3 protein-coding genes are annotated in these 4,651 nt (G+C 66.4%); all 3 read right to left on the minus strand.

What is annotated here, in order from left to right; genetic code table 11:
• On the minus strand, positions 1-2,120 hold a 2,120-nt coding region (locus KDB67_RS10855), incomplete at its 3' end, for a molybdopterin cofactor-binding domain-containing protein (protein WP_291015663.1).
• Positions 2,121-2,384: 264 nt separating this feature from the next.
• A complete protein-coding gene (locus KDB67_RS10860) occupies positions 2,385-3,194 on the minus strand; it encodes an FAD binding domain-containing protein (RefSeq protein ID WP_291015665.1) in 810 nt (269 codons plus the stop codon).
• Positions 3,194-4,570 carry an 8-oxoguanine deaminase gene (locus tag KDB67_RS10865; protein ID WP_291015666.1) on the minus strand — a complete coding sequence of 459 codons (1,377 nt, stop codon included), beginning with the start codon at positions 4,568-4,570 and terminating at the stop codon, positions 3,194-3,196. The genes KDB67_RS10860 and KDB67_RS10865 overlap by 1 nt, the downstream gene beginning before the upstream one ends.
• Positions 4,571-4,651: the final 81 nt, after the last annotated feature.

Below are 4,651 nucleotides of genomic sequence, written 5' to 3' on the forward strand. Positions count from 1 at the left end.
ACGATGCGATCTGGTCCGGTGTTCAGGGTGGACGCGGCGATCTGGGTGTGCACTGTGGTGGTGCCGTTGCCGAACTCGCAGGTGCCCACCCCTATCCGATAGGTACCCGATGCGTCGACGGATGCGGTGACCGTGGAGAAGTGCCCACGCGGTGCCATCGTCGCGATGGTAGCCACGGCCATGCCCTCACCGACCCGCCACGATGGTCCGTCGGGTGCGGTCACCCCGTTGCCGCGTTCGAGGGCCTCCTGTGCCATGTCCAGGCATTGGTCGAGACCGTAACTGCCCCACACCAGATCGTGTTCGGGTTCGGTTTCCGCCACCAGCAACGGATCGCCGTCGGCGACGGCGTTGTGGCGGCGCAGTTCGAACGGGTTGATGCCGAGTTTCAGGGCCAATTCGTCCATGGCGCTTTCGATCCCGAAGATCACCTGACCCAGGCCGTATCCGCGGAACGCGCCCGACGGGGGATTGTTGGTGTAGACGACCTCGGCGTCGACCCGTTTGACCGGGCAGGTGTACACCGACACCGACTCGGCGCACGAATGGAACATCACCCCGATCGCGTGATTGCCGTAGGCGCCGGTGTCGGAGAGGACGTCCACCTTCATCGCGGTGAGCGTGCCGTCGGCGTCGGCGCCGAGATCGACTTTCACGCGGAACGGGTGGCGCCAGGTGGTGCGGGTCATCTCGTCGGTGCGGGTCATCTCGTAGGCGCACGGCACCCCGGTCCGCAGAACTGCCAGTGCGACAAGGTCTTCGGTGAGCAACTCCTGTTTGCCGCCGAATCCGCCGCCGACGCGGGCGCTGAATACCCGGATCTTCTCCTTGGGTAATTCGAAGAGCAATGAGAGTTCGTCGCGGACCAGGAACGGCACTTGGGTACTGGTGCGGATGACCAGTCGCCCGTTCTCGTCGAGATATCCTATGCTGCCGTGGGTTTCGAGTTGTCCGTGCGTGACCCGCGCCGTGCTCCAGGTGCCCGACACCGTGGTGTGCGAGGCGGCGAGTGCTTCATCGGGGTCGCCGCCGAAACCCTCATGGAAGGAGGCGATCACGTTGCGGTGTGCCTCGGCGACCCGATCGTCGGGCGTTCGGTCGGGGTGGATGAGCGGGGCGCCGGGGGTGCGCGCCTGCTCGGGGTCGAACACCGCGGCCAAGGGGGCGTACGTCACCTCGATGGCGCGGCAGGCTGCCTCTGCGATCGCGGCGGTGGTGGCGACGACGGCCGCCACCCGCTGCCCGATGAACCGGACTACCGGGTCGAAGATCAGACTGTCGTCGGGGTCGTCGGTCCGGAACTCGTGGCGTCCGGTGGAAAACCTTCTGGTGGAGACATTCTCGTGGGTGAACACGGCGACGACGCCGTCCATCGCCTCGGCGGTAGAGGTATCGATCGACAGGATGCGGGCGTGTGCGTGCGGCGACGTCGCGACGCGGACGATGTGCATCGGCGCGCCGAACGAACCGGGATCGACGTCGAAGGTGTAGGGCTCGGTGCCGGTGACCACCCTGCGGGCGGCCGGCGGATTCACCGATGTGCCGACGGTGCCGGGTACCGGTGCCCAGTTCTGCGGAACGGGCACCCGTGCGGGCGGGCATAGGCGTGCGGTGTCGCCGTCGGCAACTTCACCGCCCGTGGGATTGATGACCGTCGGCGCGCACGCGTAACCGCACGAATCAGGTTGTCCGGTCACCGCATTGCTGATCGAGGTGCGAATCGCGCGGTAGCCGGTGCACCGGCACAGGTTGCCCTTCATCTTGCGGGGCAGGTTCTCGATGTCGTCGGGCTGAAGTGTCGAGGCGGTGACAATCATTCCGGCCGTGCAGAATCCGCATTGGAAACCGAAATTGTCGACGAACGCCTGCTGCACCGGATGCAGGTCATCGGGGGTGCCCAGTCCGGAAACTGTTGTGACCGTGTGCCCATCGATACGCTGTGCCGGAAAGATGCACGAATGCACGGGGTTTCCGTCGACGAGCACCGAGCATGCGCCGCAGTCGCCGGCGTCGCAGCCCTTCTTCACCTCGAAATGCCCACTGTCCCGCAGGAAGGTTCGCAGACACTGGCCGGGGGCCGGGTCGGCTTCGACGGGCTGATCGTTGATATGGAACTTCATCGGGTGCGTCCGAACCGGTAGATGTGGCTGAGTCGTGGCGCGCGGGTCGCCGGACCCCTCGTGACCCTCGCTCGTGCCTCGCTTCGGCCTCGGGGATCAAGATGGGTGGTCGGGTGTGGGCTGTGTGGTTTGACCTTGTGCTGAGTTTGGAGGTGATTTGGGGGATCAAGATGGGTGGTCGGGTGTGGGCTGTGTGGTTTGACCTTGTGCTGAGTTTGGAGGTGATTTGGGGGATCAAGATGGGTGGTCGCCGGTGCTCTGTGGTCAGACATCGGTGAGCTCGGTTCGGATCTGTTCGGCGAGAACGGCACTGACGGCGCGGCGCCAGTCTTCCGAGCCGAGGGGGTCGGTGTAGTAGCCGTCGGCGGATTCGATGTCGCGGCGCAGGGTTTCGGCGTCGGGGAGGGTGGGGTAGCGCAGGACCGTGGGCCACAGGGTGGATGCTGTGATGCCGGTGACGAATTGTCCGTCGGTGTCGAGGCGGCCGGTGACGACGGCACCCGAGCGACCTAGTTCGGCGAGCGCGATCTTGCGGAAACCGGATCGTGCATTCAAGGCGCGGGCGGGAATGTCCATGGCGCGCAACACCTCACCGGGGGCGAGGGTGTTGGTGCCCTGGCCCGTGACGAATGTTTCGACCGGCTCGCGGCGGTCGGTGCCGTCCGGACACCAGATGTGGGCCACCGCGTCGAGGCCGGCCATCAGCGACACCATCGACGCCGCAGCGAACGACCGGCAGACGTTGCCGCCGACGGTGGCCACATGCTGGATCTTGAACGAGGCGAGGAGGGCGTCGGCGCATTGGGCGAACAAGCGCTGCGCGGGCCATTCCGGGCGCAGCGGGAGCGTCGCGAGCGAGGAAATGGTGGCGGTGGCGGCCACCCGCAGTCCGCCGTCGGGAAGATCTTCGAATGCGGGCCAATCGATTCCGGAGATGTCGACGACACCTGTCGAGTCCACCTGGGGTTCGCTGAAGAACCACGTGCCACCCGCCACGATCGTCTCGCCGGGTGCCAGTCGCAGGTCGTCACGAGTGCGGGCGAAGCGGTATCCGGTGATGGTGTTGAGGTCCATCAGCGGCCAGCCTTGTCCAGGAGCCTGCGATGTTCGGCTCGGGTCTTGTCGGCCACTGTCGCGGCGTCGACCGTCAGTATCCCCGCTTCGTCGACGACCCGTCGCCCGTTGATCCACGAGCCGCGGATCGGCGGCTGGGCGCCGAGGACCAGCGCCGCCACCGGATCGTCGATGTCGCTGTGTGCGACGGTGTCCAGATCCCACAGCACCAGATCGGCGAGCTTACCGGGCTCGACGGAGCCGATCTCGTTGTCCCGGCCCAGCACTCGCGCGCCGCCGATGGTGGCGAGTTCGATGGCCGTGCGCGTGGTGAGCGCGGTGGGCCCGCCCTTTGCGCGGGCCATCAGCACTGCCTGGTGGGCTTCCTCCAGCAGGCGGCACGACTCGTTCGATGCGGCGCCGTCAACCCCGAGCCCGACGGGCACGCCGGCGGCCACGAGTTCCTTGGTGCGGCAGATTCGATTGCCCAGGCGCGCATTCGAAGTGGGGCAGTGTGCGACGCCGGTCGAAGTGGCCGCGAGGCGGCCGATCTCGTTGTCGGAGAACTCGATTCCGTGTGCGAACCAGACGTCATTACCCACCCAGCCCACCGACTCCATGTATTCGAGCGGCGTGGCATTGAAATGCTCGGCGCAATAGGTGTTCTCGTCGGGGGATTCGGCCAGGTGCGTATGCATCCGGATGCCGAGGTGCCTTGCCAGCGTGGAGGATTCACGCAGCAGGTCGGTGGTCACCGAGAACGGCGAACACGGGGCGAGGGCGATGCGCAGCATCGAGTCCGTGGCCGGATCATGCCAGCGGTCCACGGCATCGGTACTGGCGGTGAGGATCTCGTCGATGGTCTGGACCACCGAATCCGGCGGCAGGCCACCGTCCTTCTCCGACAGGTCCATCGACCCGCGGGTCGGATGAAAGCGCACCCCGACGGTCTGCGCGGCCAGGATCTCCGCGGCCAGCAGATCGCCGCCCTCCTTGGGGAAGACGTAATGGTGGTCGGTCGTGGTGGTGCATCCCGACAGCATCAGATGCGTGAGCCCGCCGACGGCCGCCACGTTGACGGCCTGTTCGTCGATACCCGCCCACACGGGATACAGGGTGGTGAGCCACTCGAACAGGGTATGGTCGGCGGCCAGTCCGCGGGTGATCCACTGATACAGATGATGGTGGGTGTTGACCAGGCCGGGCGTGAGGACGCAGCCGCTGCCGTCGACGCGGATCACGTCGTCGCCGAGCCCTGTGACCATCGGATCGTCCGGGTCGGTGCCGACAGCCGAGATGGTGGTGCCGTCGATAAGTACCCAGCCGTCGCGTAGTTCGCGGCGCTGCGCGTCGACGGTGACGATCGCACACCCGGCGATCAGTGTTCGGGTACTCACCCGCGCCACGCTACGACCGGCGGGTTACAGCAGTATTTCCGTTGCTTGTCGACGGTGGTGGTCCGGTCATGCGCGCACCTC

Source organism: Gordonia sp. (in: high G+C Gram-positive bacteria), from assembly GCF_020438995.1.
Taxonomy (GTDB): domain Bacteria; phylum Actinomycetota; class Actinomycetes; order Mycobacteriales; family Mycobacteriaceae; genus Gordonia.